The 19843-nt window shown below is 28.8% G+C and carries 18 protein-coding genes; 2 read left to right on the top strand and 16 right to left on the bottom strand.

Translation table 11 applies throughout. The features are described from left to right. Nucleotides 1-193 precede the first annotated feature (193 nt). The 6 genes from NG918_RS11845 to NG918_RS11820 form a co-directional block, all read right to left on the bottom strand. Nucleotides 194-799, bottom strand: coding sequence for an NUDIX hydrolase (locus NG918_RS11845; RefSeq protein ID WP_252226330.1), 606 nt, complete (start codon nt 797-799; stop codon nt 194-196). A gap of 86 nt (nt 800-885) precedes the next feature. Then, entirely contained in the window at nt 886-1122 is a 237-nt protein-coding gene (locus tag NG918_RS11840) for a hypothetical protein (protein WP_252212817.1), read from the bottom strand. A 161-nt stretch (nt 1123-1283) separates the two neighbouring features. Then, entirely contained in the window at nt 1284-2183 is a 900-nt protein-coding gene (gene gnd / locus NG918_RS11835; RefSeq protein ID WP_252212818.1) for a phosphogluconate dehydrogenase (NAD(+)-dependent, decarboxylating), read from the bottom strand. Nucleotides 2184-2234: 51 nt separating this feature from the next. Then, nucleotides 2235-3551, bottom strand: coding sequence for a gluconate transporter (gntT, locus tag NG918_RS11830; protein WP_252226327.1), 1317 nt, complete (start codon nt 3549-3551; stop codon nt 2235-2237). A 24-nt stretch (nt 3552-3575) separates the two neighbouring features. Then, nucleotides 3576-5099: a gluconokinase gene (gntK, locus tag NG918_RS11825; RefSeq protein ID WP_252212820.1), complete on the bottom strand. Its 1524-nt coding sequence runs from the start codon at nt 5097-5099 to the stop codon at nt 3576-3578. 362 nt (nt 5100-5461) lie between these two features. Beyond that, complete coding sequence (locus NG918_RS11820) at nt 5462-6319, bottom strand: MurR/RpiR family transcriptional regulator (RefSeq protein WP_252212821.1); 858 nt, start codon at nt 6317-6319, stop codon at nt 5462-5464. A 322-nt stretch (nt 6320-6641) separates the two neighbouring features. Here NG918_RS11820 and NG918_RS11815 point away from each other — a divergent pair, with 322 nt between their 5' ends. Continuing rightward, a complete protein-coding gene (locus NG918_RS11815) occupies nt 6642-6821 on the top strand; it encodes a hypothetical protein (protein ID WP_252212822.1) in 180 nt (59 codons plus the stop codon). 301 nt (nt 6822-7122) lie between these two features. Here NG918_RS11815 and NG918_RS11810 read toward each other — a convergent pair whose 3' ends face one another. The 8 genes from NG918_RS11810 to NG918_RS11775 form a co-directional block, all read right to left on the bottom strand. After that, on the bottom strand, nt 7123-8715 hold the full coding sequence (locus NG918_RS11810; RefSeq protein ID WP_252212823.1) for a solute:sodium symporter family transporter: 1593 nt from the start codon (nt 8713-8715) through the stop codon (nt 7123-7125). A 117-nt stretch (nt 8716-8832) separates the two neighbouring features. After that, on the bottom strand, nt 8833-9729 hold the full coding sequence (gene iolE, locus NG918_RS11805; protein WP_252226324.1) for a myo-inosose-2 dehydratase: 897 nt from the start codon (nt 9727-9729) through the stop codon (nt 8833-8835). A gap of 95 nt (nt 9730-9824) precedes the next feature. Then, entirely contained in the window at nt 9825-10838 is a 1014-nt protein-coding gene (iolG, locus tag NG918_RS11800) for an inositol 2-dehydrogenase (protein WP_252226322.1), read from the bottom strand. Nucleotides 10839-10854: 16 nt separating this feature from the next. Then, on the bottom strand, nt 10855-12786 hold the full coding sequence (gene iolD / locus NG918_RS11795; protein ID WP_252226320.1) for a 3D-(3,5/4)-trihydroxycyclohexane-1,2-dione acylhydrolase (decyclizing): 1932 nt from the start codon (nt 12784-12786) through the stop codon (nt 10855-10857). 153 nt (nt 12787-12939) lie between these two features. Beyond that, entirely contained in the window at nt 12940-13731 is a 792-nt protein-coding gene (locus tag NG918_RS11790; protein WP_252226318.1) for a 5-deoxy-glucuronate isomerase, read from the bottom strand. 13 nt (nt 13732-13744) lie between these two features. Next, on the bottom strand, nt 13745-14764 hold the full coding sequence (iolC, locus tag NG918_RS11785; RefSeq protein WP_252226316.1) for a 5-dehydro-2-deoxygluconokinase: 1020 nt from the start codon (nt 14762-14764) through the stop codon (nt 13745-13747). A gap of 77 nt (nt 14765-14841) precedes the next feature. Beyond that, the gene (locus tag NG918_RS11780) at nt 14842-15687 is read right to left on the bottom strand and encodes a class II fructose-bisphosphate aldolase (protein WP_252226315.1); all 846 of its coding nucleotides are present in this window, start codon (nt 15685-15687) and stop codon (nt 14842-14844) included. A gap of 5 nt (nt 15688-15692) precedes the next feature. Continuing rightward, a complete protein-coding gene (locus NG918_RS11775) occupies nt 15693-16847 on the bottom strand; it encodes an iron-containing alcohol dehydrogenase (RefSeq protein WP_252226313.1) in 1155 nt (384 codons plus the stop codon). Nucleotides 16848-17078: 231 nt separating this feature from the next. On the opposite strand from NG918_RS11775, the gene NG918_RS11770 reads away from it, so the two are divergent. Next, complete coding sequence (locus NG918_RS11770; RefSeq protein ID WP_252212830.1) at nt 17079-17840, top strand: DeoR/GlpR family DNA-binding transcription regulator; 762 nt, start codon at nt 17079-17081, stop codon at nt 17838-17840. A gap of 141 nt (nt 17841-17981) precedes the next feature. On the opposite strand, the gene ribH is transcribed toward NG918_RS11770, so the two are convergent. Next, the gene (gene ribH / locus NG918_RS11765; RefSeq protein ID WP_252212831.1) at nt 17982-18443 is read right to left on the bottom strand and encodes a 6,7-dimethyl-8-ribityllumazine synthase; all 462 of its coding nucleotides are present in this window, start codon (nt 18441-18443) and stop codon (nt 17982-17984) included. Between the two features lie 91 nt (nt 18444-18534). Further along, nucleotides 18535-19728: a bifunctional 3,4-dihydroxy-2-butanone-4-phosphate synthase/GTP cyclohydrolase II gene (locus NG918_RS11760; protein WP_252212832.1), complete on the bottom strand. Its 1194-nt coding sequence runs from the start codon at nt 19726-19728 to the stop codon at nt 18535-18537. Between the last annotated feature and the right edge of the window lie 115 nt (nt 19729-19843).

Here is a 19843-nt window from a genome sequence, read left to right as displayed (position 1 = left end):
GTATAAATATTAATATACGCATAAAAAAATTGGACTAAATAATTTAACTTAGGAATACTCATTAACTATTCTCAAAATCCAATTAAAATGCCATTTTGCCTATTGCATATATCAACACTCTACTAAAATAAAACATTCTTAAAATTTTCATCCTATAATAAATACTATGTAACCTTACATTACTTTAATGTCCTTATATAAACATTTTTTCTCCTAATTCTGCAAAACTTTGTAGAATTAAAAAACACTTCACATCTATATTATTTTTACTTTTTATAATCTCTTTTGCCTCTTCTTGAGATACAAGCATTGTTTCTATATCTTCATCTTCTTCTAGATACTCTTTTGAAAAGTCACCATCACATGTGCAATAAACAAATGCTAATGCTTCATCAGTCATTCCTGGTGATATATATAGCTTATTATTTCCTTTTTCAGTTATATTTAAAAGTCTTAATCCTGTTTCTTCTTTTAATTCTCTTTTAACAGTACTTTTTATATCTTCATTGTTATCTACAAGACCTGCTACAAGTTCATAAACATAATCATTTATTGGCACTCTATATTGCTTTATTATAACTAACTTTTTTTCTTCTCTATGAAAAGCTGCTATAACTACCCCATCTATCTTGTCTTCTGTGCCATTAAAATAACGATTTTTTAATGTTTCTTCGCTTTTTCTAGATGCAACAATCCAGTCCTTTATATTTCCTAATTTATTTTGATACTGAATTTTATACATATTTAAAAATTTTGATGATGACATCTTTTCTAAATCTACTATTTTGCTTTTCTTCATTTTATCTACCTCATATAATTCTTTTTTCATAAAAATTTAAACTTTTAATAATATAATTATACTACTATATTTATATAAATATAATACTAGTCCCATTCTATTACTAATATCTTTAACTCATCTTCTTTAAGAGATATTTTATATCCATCTTCCATTAGCCATGTAGCTATTTCTTTTACCATCTTATTTTTCATTTCATCATTTTCATTTATAGCAAATACTGCTGACACCTTGTTTATTCCTGCTTGCTTTCCTTGATCTATTTTCTCTAATATTATTTTTTTATTTTCTAAAAACTTTTTATCGTAATATTCTAAATCCATATCATTCTCTCCTAATTAAATTTATACCTATATAATTTTATGATGATATTTTGTAAATATTACTAATCTAAAAAATATAACAGTAATAATTTTTCTTAATTAAAAAAGAGATTCCACATAATTATTAAAAAAATCATTATGTGAAACCTCTTAATATATTTTTATTTATTCTTTTTTACTTCATGTCCACCAAATTCATTTCTTAAGGCTGCAACAACCTTACCTGTAAATGTATCTTCTTCAAGTGAACGATATCTCATCATTAATGATAATGCAATCACAGGTGCAGGTACTTGTAAATCTAATGCAGTTTCTACTGTCCACTTTCCCTCTCCTGAAGAATTCATTATTCCCTTTATACTACTTAGGTCTTTATCTTTACTAAAAGCTGATTGTGCTAATTCCATAAGCCATCCTCTTATTACTGAACCATTATTCCATAATTTAGCTACCTTTTCATAATCTACATCAAATTCACTTTTAGAAAGAATTTCAAATCCTTCTGCTATTGATTGCATCATTCCATATTCTATTCCATTGTGAACCATTTTAGTAAAATGTCCACTTCCAGGTTTTCCAACATGTAAATATCCATCTTGAATAGATAAGTCTTTAAATAACTCTTCGCAATATTTAAACACATCTTCTTCTGCTCCAATCATTGTACATGCACCATTAAGAGCACCACTAGTTCCTCCACTAGTTCCACAATCAATAAAGTCAATTCCCTTTTCTTTCAAAAATTTATATCTTCTTAGGGTATCTTTATAATTTGAATTACCTCCATCAATTATTATATCATTAGGATTTATATATTTTATTATTTCTTCTATTGTACTATCAACTGCTTTTCCTGATGGAATCATTAACCATATGATTTTTCTTTCTGGAAGCTGTTTAACTAAATCTTCAATACTATTAACACCTTTTGCTCCCTCTTTTGAAATATTATTAACACTTTCATCACTTAAGTCATATGCCACTACTGAATGATTATGGTTTAGCAAATTTAATGCTATATTAAATCCCATCTTTCCAAGTCCAATTATTCCTACGTTCATAACTATCGCTCCTCTTATATTTAATTTACTATATTTTTTAATAATAACATTTTAAATAATAACATTTAAAATTAAAACTCCTACAAGTCCACATACTGAAATTATCGTCTCCATTACAGACCAAGACTTTAATGTTTCAGTAATGGATAAATTGAAATATTCTTTAAATATCCAAAATCCAGGGTCATTAACATGAGAAAATATTAAACTACCTGCTCCTGTTGCAATTACCATTAACTCTGGACTAACTCCAGTTGCACTTATAAGTGGCGCTACTATTCCAGCTGCTGTCATAGCTGCCACTGTAGCTGATCCTAATGCAACTCTTAATATTGCGGCGATTAACCAAGCTAGTAAAAGTGGTGATATACTACTACCTTGCATTATACTTGCAATATATTTATCCACTCCACTATCAACAAGAACTTGCTTTAAAGCACCACCACCGCCAATGATTAATATTATCATTGCTACTGTATTAATTGATTCACTTATGGTTTGCATAACCTCTGGCATTTTTTTGCCTCTGTTTAATCCAAAAGTGAATATAGCTACAATAACTGAAATTAATAATGCAATTACTGGATCTCCAAAAAATCCTGTTATTTTAACTATTTGTGAATCACCAGAAAGAGTCATTTTACTTATAGCTTGTACGGCCATTAAAATAACTGGAATTAATGCTGTAAATACACTTATTCCAAAACTTGGCATTTCTTTCTCTGTAAATATCTTTGGATTATATAATCCTTTAGGGATAGGATGCTCCATCCCTTTTAAAAACTTTGTAAATACTGGTCCAGAAAGTATTACTGTTGGAATTCCAAGTATTGCACCATACAATAAAGTTTTACCTATATCAGCATTATAAACTCCTGCTATAGCTGTTGGTCCTGGATGGGGTGGTAAAAATCCATGAGTTACTGATAGTGCTGCAGCCATAGGTACACCTATATATAAAAGTGGTATTTCAGCTTCAGCTGCTATTGTAAATACAAGTGGTATAAGTAAAACAAAACCTATCTCATAAAATAATGCAAATCCTACAACAAACCCTGTAATAACTACTGCCCATTGTATTTTTTCTTTACCAAATTTCTTTATTAATGTTATAGCTATTCTTTGTGCTCCTCCACTATCAGCCATAAGTTTACCTAGCATAGCTCCAAATCCAATTATAAGAGCTAAACTTCCTAAAGTTCCTCCAACACCTGATTTTATAGAGCTTACTACATTAACTATTGGCATTCCTTCCATTATACCAACTGTAAGTGAAACTAAAATTAGTGATATAAAACCATTTAATTTAAATCCAATCATCAATAATAGTAATAATGCAACTCCTATAGCAACTATTAATAATGGCATATAAATCCCTCCATTTCAAAACTTTTAATCTTGTAAATTATTTATTTCTAGAAATTCATCTTTTAACTTCTCATATAATTTTCTGTAAATTTTGAAATTTTCTATGTAAACTTTATGATTTTCTATATTAGGTTCAAATACTTTTGATGTCGGAATCAAACTTTCGATTTGCTCAATATTCTTAATCATATTTAAAGCTTTCATAGCAATTATAGCTGCACCTAAGCAAGAACTCTCATAACTTTCTGCAATAACAACTTTTTTATTAAATATATCAGCTAATATTTGTACCCATAACTCTGATCTTACAAATCCACCAGTTGCATATATTGTATTTATCGGTCCAGTTGTTTCTTCTAGAGCTTTTCCAACATCATATATTCCATACATTACTCCTTCAAGCACTGCTCTTAAAAAATGTTCTCTTTTGTGCTTAATATTAACACCAAAAAATACTCCCTTGGAATTTGCATCCCAATGTGGTGCTCTTTCTCCTAGCAAATATGGTAAAAATATAAGTCCTTCTGCTCCTGCTTTAACTTTTGAAGCTTCTAAATTTAAAATATCATATGGATCTATATTTAATGATTTTGCAGCCTCAGTTTCTACTGATGAAAAATTATCCCTAAACCATCTATAAATTATTCCTCCATTATTCACTGCACCACCTAAAACATAATGTTCCTCTGTTAAAATATAACTAAATATTCTTCTAGATATATCATTTTTAGGCTTCTTAGATATTACTCTTATCGCTCCACTGGTACCTATAGTTACAGCAGCATCTCCATTCTTTATTGCATTAGCACCTAGATTGGCAAGGCATCCATCACTTCCTCCAACTATAAAATTAGTTTCTGTTGGTATTTTCATATAGTCTGCATAAATATCACTTAATCCATTAACTACATGAGTTGTTTGTACAGGTTTTGAAAATTTTTCTTCTGAAACTCCTATATATTCTAATGCTTTTTTATTCCACTTAAGATCATAAATATCAAATATACCTGTTGCTGAAGCTATAGAATAATCCACTATATATTGATTGAATAATTTATAGAATATATATTCTTTAATTGATATAAATTTTTCTGCATTATTGAATACATCTTTAGCATTATCTCTTAACCAACATAATTTACATAGTGGTGACATTGGATGTATTGGTGTACCTGTTCTCATGTAAATTTCTTGTCCTATGTCACTATTTTTTAATTCGTCAGAATACTTATTACTTCTTGTATCAGCCCATATTATGCAGTTAGTTAAAGCATTTCCTGCCTTATCTATTGCTATCACGCTATGCATAGCACTACTAAATGATATTCCTAATAATTTATTATTTTTGATATCGTTTTCTTGAACTACATGCTTAATCCCATTTAACACTGCTCTGAAAATTTCTTCCGGATTTTGCTCACTCCAAGATGGATATGGATTATATAAAGGATATTCTATATTACATTTTGTTAAAACATTCCCCTCCATATCAAATGCTATTGATTTAGTACTAGTTGTGCCAATATCAACTCCTATTAAGTACTTCATACCTCTTCCCCTCTTCTCAAATTATAATACATTTTAAGAAATTTTTTTTCGTATATTTGTTTTTTTCTTATTTTTTCGTTATTTATAAAGAAAATTTTCTTTAATGAAATTATAGCACCTATTATCTAGTAATACAATAAAAAATATAGATTTTTTGAAATTTTTTTTTATTTTGATATATTCATATCTAAAAATTTATTTTTGCGAAACTTTTTTTCATTAATATATTAAAATTAAAGCTATCTCAAAAGATATCTTTATTAATTTGAGATAGCCATTTATTTATTATTTATTATTTGTTATTTATTATTTATTATTTATTTAAAATAGCCTTTTGCTTTGTAATATAGTAACAAAGTTAACTAAAATCTTTTGCTAGCTATACCATTTCTTATGCGTTCTAAATTATCTAATGTCTTATCCTTTCTTTTAATTGCTACTCCTACATAAAGCCAGTCAACTATCATTAATGAAGTAAGTCTAGATTCCATGGCTTCACTTCTAAACATAGATTCATTTCCATATGCTATTAAGTGTAAATCTGCAACTTTAGCAAGAGGTGACTTTTCATTTCCAGTAATGGCTATAATTTTAATACCTCTTTTTTTCGCTAAATTAATATTTTCAACTAGTTCTTTATTACTTCCTGAGTTTGAAAAAGCTATAATAGCATCACCACTATTTGCTATAGAAGAAAACATAACTTGCCAATGTGAATCACTTGAAGTAGCACAATCTATTCCTGTTCTAATAAATTTATGATAAGCATCATTTGCAATAGTCCAAGATCCTCCCATTCCAAAAAACATTATCTTTTTAGCATTCAATATTATATCAATTGCTTTATCTAAATCTTCAGTTTTGTTTATTTTTAACGTACTTTCAATACTATTTATATTAGAACTCATTATTTTTCTCATAATGATATATGTATCATCATTTTCTTTTATTTCTTCATAAATATTGTCTATTGGTTCTATTACAGAGCCAGCTAGATTAATTTTTAAATCTTGATATCCCTTATAACCAAGCTTACTACATAATCTAAATACAGTTGCTTCACTAGCTTTGCTTACTTCAGCTAATTCTGTTATTGAAAAATGAATTATATTTTTAGGATTTTCTAATACATACTGTGCAACTTTTTTTTCTGCGCCTTTTAATTCACTATAAATATTAGTTATTCTTTCTAAGCATCCCCTGTTTTTCTCATAAGACATAATATCTCTCCAATCAAATGTATATGGTCAAATTATATGATAATTTTTATCCAGAAAATAGACTCTGTTAATACTCCTACTTCTACAAGTAGGAGTATTAACTATATATCTTTACATAACGATTTTTTAATTTAAGATTAACCACAACCTAATCTAAGGCTGAGAACTCTGTTTATATATTTCAATTATAGCATATGAAATTTACTAATGGCAAAATTTATTATTTACATATTTTTATATGTTTAAATTATATATCTTATAATACTATAATTTAAATACTTGGTAATACTAAAACTATTATAGGAAAGGAGTAATTTTTAATATGGATAATATAAAAAAACTTGTTGATTTATTACATACGCAAGCACAATCTTGTAGTAAATGTGCTCAAAAGTCTAAAGAACCAAATGATGGCTCATTTATTCAATATGATAAAAAAGATAGTTTTAGTTCTGATGGAACTGTTAGATATGGTGAAGAGCAAGATGTTGATGATTTATAGCGCACATTTAATTTAAAGTGTAGATATGACTTTCTACTTTATTATTTACTTATTTATTCTTACCCAAATATATTTTTTAGTTTTAAGTTTTATTTAATGTTTTTAAATTTTATATTTCTTAATTTCAAATAAAGAAGCATGAAAATAAATAACAAGTCTAAAGTTGCAATGGATATTTTTCATCAGTCAAGAAGATTAATTGTCCTCATAGCGTGTCTATTAGGTCAATTTAACGACGCAGCATGATGGAAAATAACTAGCAAATGGACTTGTTATTTTTTGATTGTGCCTAATTAATATTTTACCACTGACCTATTCCTAGTGGTGAGAAAATTAAGTATATTAAACACATTGTTCCTACCATAATTCCAGTAGCTAATTTAGCATGTTTCCACGGTGTTAAACTAACTACTGCTTTATTTTCTTGTACAAAATCGGTTTCTCTAGGATTTAATTTTCCTATTATAAGCATAACGATTACACATGTTGGGAATAAAACTCCCAATACGTAAAGAAAATGAACATCTTTTATTAAAAATTTTGATAATGTATATAAAGCTATATGAACAAAAAATGCAATTTTAGGTGCAATCTTAGGAACTCTTTTAGAATAAAATCCTACAACTACAGCTGCTAAAATCGGTACATTATAAAAACCAAAACATTCTTGTAAAAATCCATATAATCCCGTAGGTGCATATAATATAAATGGTGCAACACATGTAGCTATTATTGCAATTATTATATTAAATTTTCTACCAATATGAACTAATTCTTTATCACTAGCTTTTGGTTTCATAAGTGGTTTATAAAGATCTAATGTAAATAAAGTAGCCGAACTATTTAACGCTCCATTAAATGAACTCATAATAGCTCCAAATAAAACTGCAGCGAAAAATCCTAATAATGGTTTTGGTAATACATCTATTAATAATGTAGGATATGCCATATCTGCATTTTCTAATCTTGTTCCATACTTAGCAAATGCAATTACACCTGGTAATACTAAAAAGAAAGGTCCTATTAATTTTAAAAACCCTGCATATATAGCGCCTTTTTGTGCTTCTTCTAAATTTTTAGCACCTAAAGCTCTTTGAACAATTGATTGGTTTGTACAAAAATAGAATAAATTATTAAATAATAATCCAGTCATTAAAACTGGCCATGGAACTAGTGGAGATAGGGAATTTGCTGGATTTATTGCATTTAATTTTTGAGGATTGGCTAGTAAAACATTAAATCCATCTACAAAATTCCCATGTCCAACTGATATTATTCCAAGTACAGGTACCATTAATCCACCCACAAGCAGACCTATTCCATTAATGGTATCTGATACAGCACATAGTTTTAATCCACCATATACTGCATATATACAACCTATTACTGATATCATAAATCCAGTTATTGCTATTGCTTGAAAAGTTGTTATTCCTAAAATATCTGATATTCCAAATATTTTATTTATAACTATAGCACCTGAATACAATACTGTAGGAATGTATGTTACTATATATCCTAAAAGAAGCAACAACGATACTATTCTTTTTGTTGTTGAATCATATCTTTCCTCTAAAAAATCTGGTATTGTTGTAATTCCACTTTTAAAGTACTTAGGTAAAAATATTAAAGCTAAAATTCCTAATGATACACAAGCCGTAGCTTCCCATGCCATTGGTCCCATATTAGTCATATAACTTTGTCCATTTAACCCTATTATTTGTTCTGTTGATAAATTTGTAAGCATTATTGAACTGGCTATTACAACACCTGATAATCCTCTGCCAGCTAAAAAGTATCCATCTGCTGATTCAGTGTTAGAACCTCTAGTCTTATAAAATGATATTACACCTACTAAAACTACAAAAAATATAAAGGTAATTAACGTAAACATATTCAATCCTCCTTCTATTTTAAGATAAAAGGATTCCATATTATATATATTTATAAAATACTAATTATTATAAAATATAACATGGAATCCTAAAGATAAAATGATAAATTAAATGCTTTAAATACTAGCTTTTTCTTTTATATACTGTCTTCCTTTAATTGCGTATTCAAGAGGATTTGCAATAGATGGATCTTGTTCTGCTTCTATCATTAACCATCCTTCATAATTATTTTCTGCTAATATCTTAAATATTGGTTCAAAATCTATTGAGCCATCTCCAGGAACTGTAAATGCTCCAGCTCTTACACCTTTTAAGAAACTTAATTTTTCATTTTTAACCTTACTCACAATTTCAGGTCTTATATCTTTTAAATGAACATGTTTTATTCTGTGAACATACTTTTTTAGTATTTCAACTGGATTTTCACCTGAGTACACTAAATGACCTGTATCAAATAATAAATATACTAAATTTTCATCAGTAACACTCATTAACTTATCAATTTCTTCTGTTGTTTGCACTCCAGTTCCCATATGATGATGATAAACAATCTTCATTCCTTTATCAGCTGCTAATTGTCCCAATTTATTAAGTCCATGGGCTAATAGCTTCCATTCTTCTTCATTAAAATGATGCTTTCCATCAAATATAGGAGTTTCCATTTGTCCTTGAATACTATGACCTTGTTCTGAAACTACTATAACTTTAGACCCCATTGCATGTAAAAAATCTCTATGATCTATAAATTCTTTTTCAGTTTCTTCATAAGGTTTAGTAGTTAAAAATGAGCTAAACCAAGCACTTGCAATTTGAAGATTTCTCATTTCTAAAGCCCTCTTTAAAACCTTTACATCTTTAGGATATTTATTTCCGATTTCAGTACCCTTAAATCCTGAAAGAGCCATTTCGCTTACGGCTTGTTCAAATGTATTTTCTTTTCCTAAGTCTGGCATATCATCATTAGTCCAACCAATTGGACATATTCCTATTTTCACTTTATCGTTATTAAACATATTAATTCCCCCTAAAATTTCACGAAATATTAAACTGTTCTTTCATAAATTATATACAGAATTTTTAAGCATTAAATATATATTTTCTTTTAATATTAATATTGAATTTCTGATATCTTAACAGGTCTATTTTCTTTTAAAGATTTTGTTGCTGCCTTACCTATTAGAACAGCTTTTAATCCATCATCAGCATTTACACAAACTTCTTTATCATTTACAATTGCATCAATAAATTCAGTTATTTCTTCTGCATAAGCTTGCATATATCTTTCTAAGAAGAAGAATAGTGGTTTTTCTCCATTTACTCCATCTTTTGTTGATACAACTGCACTTGAAGTACTATCATTAGCTACAGCTACTTGCCCAAGTGATCCAAATACTTCTGCTCTTTGATCATATCCATAAGATGATTGTCTTGAATTATCAATTACAACCATTGCTCCATTTTCCATTTTTAATGTAACTATTGCAGTATCTATATCTCCTGCTTCTCCAATAGCTTTATCTACTAATACATTTCCAGCTGCATAAACTTCTTCAACATCATTTCCTAAAAGATATCTTGCCATATCAAAATCATGAATAGCCATATCAAGGAATAGTCCACCTGAAACTTTAACGTAATCTATTGATGGTGGTTCTGGATCTCTTGAAGTTATTTTAAGAATGTGTGGTTCTCCAATTTTACCTTCTACAACTGCTTTTCTAACTGCTTTAAAGTTATGGTCATATCTTCTATTAAATCCTACTTGATATTTAACATTTGATTTCTTAAGTTCATCTATAACTTCTTTAATTCTACTTAGCTCATGATCAATTGGTTTTTCACAGAATACATGCTTGCCAGCTCTTATAGCTTCTATAGAAATTGGTGAATGAGTATCTGTTGATGAACATATAAGTACCGCATCTATTTCTGGATCTTCAAGAATTTTCTTGTAGTCATTATAAACATTATCTATCCCCATTTCTTTAGCCCATTTTTTAGTATCATCATTTAAAAATACATCTGCTATTGCCTTTACTTCTGCATTTTTAACGTACTTAGAAATACTTTCTCCATGAACTTTACCTATTCTTCCTGCTCCAATGATTCCAACTTTTAACATAAAAAACATCTCCCTTTTAATATTTTCTTGCACTTTTTAATACTTTTTTATTATTTTCAAAAGCTTTATTAACAGATTCTTTTTCTGATACTTCAGCTAATCCTACATGCCACCATGATTCATATCCATCAGTCATAGTTTTAGGTAATACTTTAATATCAATTAAAGTAGAAACCTTTTGTTTTTTTGCATCTATTAATGCATTCTTTAATTCTTCTAAGTTTTTAGCTGTGTATGTTTTTAAACCATATCCTTCAGCTGCTTTTGCAAAATCTATTGGTATTAATTTACCATTAAGTTTATTTGTTTCATCATTTCTATATCTAAATTCAGTTGCTAAATTTCCTATTCCATTAGACATTTGTAGATTATTTATACAACCAAATCCACAGTTATCAAATAATAATACATTTACTTTTTTATTCTCTTGAATTGAAGTTATAAGTTCTGAATGTAACATTAAATAACTTCCATCACCTAAAATTGAATAAACTTCTTTTTCTGGATCTGCTAACTTTGCACCAAATCCTGCCGCTATTTCATATCCCATGCATGAATATCCGTATTCCATATGATAAGAATTTAAAGATTCTGTTTCCCACATTCTTTGAAGATCTCCTGGTAAACTTCCTGATGCTCCAACAATAATTGCATCATCATCAATACATTCTCTAATTAACCCTAATGCAGATGTTTGAGTTATTGTTGTATCAGTTAATTTTTTAAATTCTTCTAAGCTTTCTTTATTTCTAAATTTTATAATTGGCTCAAAATTCTCTTCATATTTTATATTAGTTAGTCTTTTCATTTCTTCTTTCCATACCATTTTTGCATTTTTTATCTCGTATTTATATGAAGAAATATAATTTTCTTTTTCAAGTAATTTATGAAGATATTCTAAACATTCTTTAGCATCTCCAACCATCTTACATGAGTCCAATTTACTAGCATGAAATTTTGATAAGTTAATTGTTACAAATTCTACATCTGGATTTTTAAACAATGATTTTGATGCAGTTGTAAAATCTGAAAATCTTGTACCAACTCCAATTACTAAATCAGCATCTTTAGCTATGATATTTGCAGCTAAATTTCCTGTAACTCCAATACCACCTAAATTCATATGATCGCTTGATTTTATTGAGCTTTTTCCAGCTTGTGTTTCACCTATAGGTATATTAAATCTATTAGCAAATTTAGATAAGGCATCTCCAGCTTCTGAATACCTTACTCCACCGCCACAAATTATTATAGGTTTCTTTTTATTTTTCATTATATTTAAACATTCATAAAATTCCTCTTCTACAGCTAAAGGTCTAGTAATTTTGTGAACACGTTTTTTAAAGAAGTATTCTGGAAACTCAAAACTTTCTCCTTGAACATCCTGTGGAAGTGCTATACATACTGCTCCTGTTTCAGCTGGATCAGTTAATACCCTCATTGCATTGATCATTGCAGACATTAATTGTTCAGGTCTATTTACTCTATCCCAATACTTGCATACAGGCTTAAATACATCATTTGTAGTGATTCCAAGGTTATAAGATTGCTCAATTTGTTGAAGTACTGGATCTGGTTGTCTAGTTGCAAATGAATCACCTGGAAGTAAAAGTAATGGTATATTATTTACTGTTGCTGTTGCTGCTGCTGTGACCATATTTGCAGCTCCTGGTCCTATTGATGAAGAACAAGCTATAATCTTTCTTCTATTATTTTGCTTAGCAAATGCTGTTGCTGCATGTGCCATACCTTGCTCATTTCTTCCTTGATAAACTCTTAAACCTCTTGGATTCTCATCAAGCGCTTGTCCTAAACCAACCACTATTCCATGACCAAAGATAGTAAATATTCCATGAACAAACTTTTCTTCTTTTCCATCAAATGAAACATATTGATTATCTAAAAATTTAACCAACGCTTGTGCTGTTGTCATTTTTGTACTCTTCATAAACTCACCTTCTCATAATTATTTAGACACATAAACATAAATAACAAGTCTAAAATTGCAATGTATATTTTCAAATTGCCATGGCCTATTAGGTCAATTTTCCGACGCAACATGATGAAAAATAGGCGGCAAATGAACTTGTTACTTTTCTGATTATGCCTTATCAGGCCATATTTTAACATCTTTATCCCAAAGCCATTTGTGTTCTTCTACATCTATCCTGTCAGTCCATGGATTATTTTCAAGATGCCTAATCATCCAACAATAATACATTGCATATCCTGGTGCTGATGTTTGTGGATGAACATCTCCACCTGTTATTGTTGAAAAACTATTATTAGAGATCTTATATGCATTATCTCCATTTAAACAAAATCCAAAGCCTTGTTCTTTGTTAAATTTATAAAAATATACTTCTGGTTGTGGATGATAATGTGGTGGATAACTTGACCACTTTCCTGGAAATGTTATAACTTCTCCAATTACCATATTAGAATATGGTGCATTGTTATAATCAAATACGGTTCTTACAATTCTTCTTGCAGTTCCATTCCAAGTTCCTTCACCAAAAATATCACTTCTACACTTATCCGGTGAATATAATTTTGCTTCAAAATCATTTTGATTATCTGTGCTTTGTATTATTAATTCACTTTCTTCTAAACATTCAACTATTACTTTTATATTCTTAGAAACATGTAAACACCATGGATCTTCATCAAAAACAGACTTTCTCTCTATTATTTCAGAATCTTTATTCCAAGCTATTTTAAGCTTTCCTGTTAAAAGAAGTACTGCTATTTCTTTATCATCATTGTGGTACTCTTTTGTTTCACCTTTTCTTAATTTTTCAACTACAATATCCATTAACATTTCTTTGTTTTTACCGCTAATTTCACATAATACGTTTTCACCATATTGTAAATCATGTAATTCATGAATCATCATTAATCCTCCCTTATCCTCTTGCTATCATTTCTCCATATTGTTTTTTCTTCTCTTTTATAAATTCATTTATTTGCTTTACAGTTGGCATATCTTGTGAACAGCTATGACTTGCTACTAACATAGCTGCTGAAGCACTTCCAAATTCTAATGCATCCATAATATCCCATTCTTCTAATATTCCATATATAAATGCTGAAGCGTATGCATCTCCACCGCCAAATGATTTTAAGAGTTTTACTGGAAATGGCTTTATTTTATATGATTTTCCGTCATTAGTATAAGCTGTAGAACCCTCTTTTCCATGTTTAATTACAACTATTTTATTACCAAAATCTAACCATCTTTTAGCACTTTCTTCATCAGTGCTTTTTTCCTTAACAATTAGACTTTCCATCAAATCAAATTCTTCTCTTGATCCCATAACAATGTCACTTTGCTTTCCAACTATTGAATAATAAATAGCTATTTCATCTTTATTTTTCCAATTATATTCTCTATAATCTACATCAAAAATTACAACTGTATTATTCTTTTTGGCAAACTCTAATGCTTTTAATGCAGCTTCTCTAGATGGACTTTTAGCAAGTGCTGTTCCTGATATTACTATTGCCTTTGTATTTTTTATATATTCTTCATCTATCTCATTAACATCTAACTCTAAATCAGCTATTCCATTTCTATACATCAAAATACTGCTTTCTGTTGGACTTGCTATTTCTGTAAATGTAAGTCCCAAAGACTCGCCATTTTCTGCATACTTTATTTGTGAAGTATCTATTCCTTCATTATCAAAGTAATAAACTACAAACTTTCCAAATTGATCCTTTGAAACCTTACCTATAAAGCCAACTTTTTTGCCAAGTCTTGAAAGCCCAACTGCTATATTAGCTGGTGATCCCCCTAAATATTTTTTGAAAGTCGTACTTTCTGAAAGTGGTCTATTTATATCTATTGGATTAAAATCAATTGCTACTCTTCCAATAGGAACTATCTCAAATTTTCTATCTTTTTGAAATTTAATATATCCCATCTTTTAAAACCTCCTTGTTTAATGTTTCTGTAATATTTAATGCAAACGTTATCTGATTCTAGCTAAAATTACATTTGTTATGCTTTATTCTTACTACCAAAAATTTTTATATGTTTCTTTACATTCTCATATGCCCCTTGTATTTCAGTCTCATGCAAAGTAAAATAATCATAGTCTTTTGAATTACTATTTAGATTTTTTACAGAATCTCTTACTTTATTAAAAGTAGCAGTTGCTATATTTATTTTTCTTATTCCCATAGTTGCACATTTTTTAAAGTCATCTTCTGATATTCCTGATCCACCATGTAATACTAATGGTATTTTTAAGTTATCATGTAGTTTTGTTAAAATATCAAATCTTAATTTAGGTTCACCTTTATAAACTCCATGAGAATTTCCTATTGCTACTGCAAGAGCATCTATTTCAGTCTCATTTATAAATTGCCTAGCCTCGTCTAAATCAGTAACTTTTATATTTATATCTTCACTACCGTCTTCACTACCGCCAACATGGCCAATTTCACCTTCAACAGCAGCTCCATAATCTCTAGCCAATTTTTCTACTAAGCTCGTTATCTTTATATTTTCTAAAAAATCTAGAGATGATCCATCTATCATTACTGAAGTAAACCCTAAGCTTAATGCTTTTTTTATATTATCTATTGTTAAGCCATGGTCAAAGTGAATAGCTACAGGTACTTTAGCTTTTTCTGCTGCTTTTATCATTGATGGCCCTATTATATCTAATGGTGAATGTTTTAATCTCACTTCTGCTATTTGTAATATAATTGGAGAATTTAATTCTTCTGCTGCTTTTATAGCACCAATTATCATTTCCATATTAGCTACACTAAAACTTCCAACTGCATAATTTTCATTGTCTGCTTTTAGTAATAGTTCATTCATACTTACTAATGGCATCTTCATCACCTCCAAAGTGATTTATAAACTTCGACAATATCATCATATTTAACTGTTTTTAAAGTATTTTGAGGACTTCCACTTTCCAGTGCATCCTTAGCCATTTTATCTAAATTATTGAAAAACTTTTCTTTATCTATTCCATACTCTTTTAAAGTAGGTATAAATAAGATTTTACAAAGCTTATCTACTTCTTCTACAAATTTTCTAGCTGCTATTTCATTCTCTTCATCTTCATTAGATATTCTAATGGCTCTAGCAAGATCTGCAAATTTAATATAAGCCCCATCTAATACAAAATTAAAACATTCCTTTAATAACATAGCATTTGATATTCCATGAGGTACATGGAATAATGCTCCTATTGGTCTACTCATACCATGTACTATTGTTACTGATGAGTTATTAAAAGCGATTCCTGCTTCTAATGCTGCAATTGCCATTTGAGTTCTAGCTTCTTCATTCTTTCCCTCATTAAATGCTATTGGCAAATATTTAAATATCTTCTTTATTGCTGATAGTGCAAATGTGTCAGAAAGTGGTTGAGACTTTTTAGATGTATAAGCTTCTATAGCATGTGTTAATGCATCTAATCCTGTTGCAGCTGTTATTTTAGGTGGTGCTGTCATAGTAAATCTTGAATCTATAATTGCTAATGTTGGCATTAATGAACTTCCCTTTATTAACATCTTTACATCAGTTTTAGTATCAGAAATTATAGTAAACTTTGTTGCCTCAGATCCTGTTCCAGCAGTTGTTGGTATTGCAACTATTGGTGGTAATTTGTTTTCTATTTGTTTTCCCATATAATCAGATATTTTGCCTTCATTATTTACCATCATCGCTATTGCTTTAGCTGAATCTATTGAACTTCCCCCTCCAACAGCTACTAAGTAATTACAATTTTCTTTTTTATATAAATCTACACCTCTATCTATCATCACATCTGTTGGTTCACCATTTATTTCGTCATATATAAAATAATTAATTTTTTCTTTATCTAAAATATCAATTACAGCTTGTACATTACCTAACTTAACCATAATGTTATCTGTAACTATTAAAACTTTTTCACCAAATAATTTTAAATCTTCTACACTATCTTCTAATGAATTTTTCCCTGTTAAAATTTTATTTGGAATTATGAATTCATTTGACATTTTACCGTCTCCTTTCAGGTATCTTATGATTAACTTCTTGTTATCTTATGGTTATATTATAAGTACCTGTTTTCTAATTGTCAATATTTTCCTTGTATATTTTTTACTTTTTTTAAATTTTAAGGATATTTATGGTATAATGATGATAATGTCTTTTACTTTATAATTTCATAGTTTATAATTAATATTAGATTCCATATTTTTGAAATAAAATAAAAAGGGGGTATTTAGATGCGTTTAAAAAGACTTGATTTATTAGAAGAATTTATTTATAAACATAGAACCGTATCAATAGATAAACTTTGCGAAGAATTTAAAATGTCAAAAAATACAATTCGTAGGGATATAGATGCCTTAGTTGATAAAGGCGTAATAAAAAAAGTATATGGGGGCGTTACAGTAAATACTCAAAGTAATGAGCTGCTTCCATTTGAAGAAAGAACAATAAAAAATAACAGTGCTAAAATAGATATTGCTAAAAAAGCTGCTGAATTTATTGAAGATGGGGATTCTATATTCATAGATTCTGGTACTACCACATTAAATATAATTGATTATTTAAATGATAAAGATAATATAACGTTATTTACCAATAGTATTAATGTTATTTTAAAAGCAATTCCTCATGATAATATTGATATAATATGTTTATCTGGTAGGTTTAATAGAACTACTTTTTCTTTTACTGGGCTAACTTCTAGTGATGTCTTATCAACTTATAATATAAATAAATCTTTTATGGCTTGTACTGGAATTTCATTAGAAAATGGCCTTACTCACACCTCACCTAATGAATTTAAAATAAAGAAAGTAGCTGTTTCTAAAAGTCATAAAACATTTTTACTTGCAGATAGTTCAAAATTTAATATAGTCTCTTTAATGACCTTTTGTGATGTAAAAGATCTAGATTATCTAATTACAGATAAGTGTCCTTCAGCCAAATATATTGATTATTTTAATAATTATAATGTTGAACTTATAGTTCCTAATTAAATTAAAGAATATTATTAGATATGGTTAATAAAAAATAACAAAAAATCACCTCGTTAAATATATTAAGCTTTTTATTTTTAGCTTGTATATATTTAACGAGGTTGAATTATTCTATTCTGTATATATTAATTTGTCATCTCATTATAGTTCTTTTATTAAATTAGCCATTTCAATTGCACCAACTGCACATTCATAGCCTTTATTTCCTGCTTTAGTTCCGGCTCTTTCTATGGCTTGTTCTATATTATTTGTTGTAAGCACTCCAAACATTACTGGTTTTCCAGTTTCTAATGATACATTTGCAATTCCTTTAGAAACTTCTGAACAAACATAATCGTAATGTGATGTTGATCCTTTTATTACTGCACCTAAACATATAACTGCATCGTATTTAGGACTTTTTGCCATTTTCTTTGCTATTAATGGCATTTCAAATGCTCCTGGTACCCAAGCTACGTCTATATCTTCTACATTTACTCCATGTCTCTTAAGTCCATCTATAGCTCCATCCAAAAGCTTACTACCTATAAATTCATTGAATCTTCCTACTATTATTCCAACTTTTAATCCTTCTGCAACTAATTGTCCTTCAAAAATATTCATTATTAATTCCTCCTAATTTTTTACTTTTTTAATTACTTCGCCCACTTTACTTATGCATATATCAACGCTCTGCTAAAACATAGCCTAATAATTATATATTTAATAAATGATTCATTTTTTCTTTTTTAATCTTTAAATAAAATTCATCATTTTTGTTTAATGGCATTTCTATAGAAATTCTTTTTACTACATCAATATCATTTTCTCTAAGTCCATCTATTTTTTCCGGGTTATTTGTTATTAATTTAATTCTATTTATCCCTAAGTTTTTTAACATATCTGCACTAGATTTATATTCTCTTAAATCTGGTGCAAATCCTAAAGCTAAGTTAGCTTCAACTGTATCTAATCCTTCATCTTGAAGTGAATATGCTTTTAATTTGTTTAAAAGACCAATACCTCTTCCTTCTTGTTTCATATACAGTAAAATACCTCTTCCTTCTTGTGCGATCATTTTCATAGCTGCATCATATTGTTCTCCACAATCACATTTTTTTGATCCTAAACTATCCCCGGTTAAGCATTCTGAATGAACTCTAACAAGTACTGGTTCTTCTCCTGAAATATCTCCCTTTATTAAAGCTAAATGACATTTTTCACTATCATTTTCTTTAAATCCTATAACCTTAAAGTCTCCATATTTTGTTGGAAGTTTTGCTTCCACTTCTTTAGTAACACTTCTTTCATTTCTTAGTCTATATCTTATTAATTCTTCTATAGTTAATATTTTCAAATCATGTTCCTTAGCAAATTTTATTAAATCATCTCTTCTTGCCATACTTCCATCATCTTTTATTATTTCACATATTGCAGCAGCTCCTTTAAAGCCTGCAATTTTCGCTAAATCTACTGAAGCTTCTGTATGTCCTGTTCTTTCTAATACACCTTTTTTCTTTGCTATAAGAGGAAATACATGTCCAGGTCTTCTAAAATCCTGTGGTCTTTCACTTTGTACTAACATTTTTATAGTGTCAGATCTTTCGAATGCTGAAATTCCAGTAGTTGTATCTATGTAGTCAACAGCTACTGTAAATGCTGTTTCATGATTGTCTGTATTTTTTTCAACCATAGGATTTAATCCTAATTTTAATGCTATTTCTTCTTCTACAGGTGCACACAACAGTCCTCTTGCATATTTAATCATAAAATTCACATTTTCAGGAGTTGCTTTCTCTGCTGGAATAACTAAATCACCTTCATTTTCTCTTCCCTCATCATCAACAATAATAATCATTTTTCCATTTCTTATATCTTTTACACATTCTTCAACAGTACTAAATTTCATCTTCTCTCACCTCATACATAATTTTATTTTAGGATTTGTTTTAAAGTTTTAAATATGTATTGATATCTGCAATAGGCAAAATGGCGTTGTAATTGGACTTTGAGAATTCTTAATG

This window comes from Clostridium sp. ZBS2 (genome assembly GCF_023845855.1).
Classification (GTDB): domain Bacteria; phylum Bacillota; class Clostridia; order Clostridiales; family Clostridiaceae; genus Clostridium; species Clostridium aquiflavi.
This window is presented reverse-complemented; position numbering and strand designations above follow the sequence as displayed.